This window comes from Acinetobacter sp. MD2 (genome assembly GCF_035615575.1).
Classification (GTDB): domain Bacteria; phylum Pseudomonadota; class Gammaproteobacteria; order Pseudomonadales; family Moraxellaceae; genus Acinetobacter.
Window position 1 is genome coordinate 1 of sequence record NZ_VTDK01000017.1, and the last position, 640, is coordinate 640.

General features: G+C 45.9%; 1 rRNA gene. It reads left to right on the forward strand.

The window, feature by feature from the left end:
* Positions 1–170: 170 nt before the first annotated feature.
* Positions 171–640, forward strand: a 16S ribosomal RNA gene (locus FXN70_RS11900); the annotation flags it as partial.

Genomic DNA, 640 nt, shown 5'->3' on the forward strand with positions numbered 1-640 from the left:
ATCATTAAAGAATTGATAAGAACAACTTGTGTGGATTTTTACTGATCAGATCATCGATATATTATCATTGATTGATTGGTTTAAATTACTCGAAGTTTATTTGAGCGAAATTTAAGTCAGAAAATTGATGAGCCAGATTTAGCACTTTTAGTAAAGTGCAAAATGATTTTTAACTGAAGAGTTTGATCATGGCTCAGATTGAACGCTGGCGGCAGGCTTAACACATGCAAGTCGAGCGGGGTGATGGTGCTTGCACTATCACTTAGCGGCGGACGGGTGAGTAATGCTTAGGAATCTGCCTATTAGTGGGGGACAACATTTCGAAAGGAATGCTAATACCGCATACGTCCTACGGGAGAAAGCAGGGGATCACTTGTGACCTTGCGCTAATAGATGAGCCTAAGTCGGATTAGCTAGTTGGTGGGGTAAAGGCCTACCAAGGCGACGATCTGTAGCGGGTCTGAGAGGATGATCCGCCACACTGGGACTGAGACACGGCCCAGACTCCTACGGGAGGCAGCAGTGGGGAATATTGGACAATGGGGGGAACCCTGATCCAGCCATGCCGCGTGTGTGAAGAAGGCCTTTTGGTTGTAAAGCACTTTAAGCGAGGAGGAGGCTCTTAAGGTTAATACCCTTG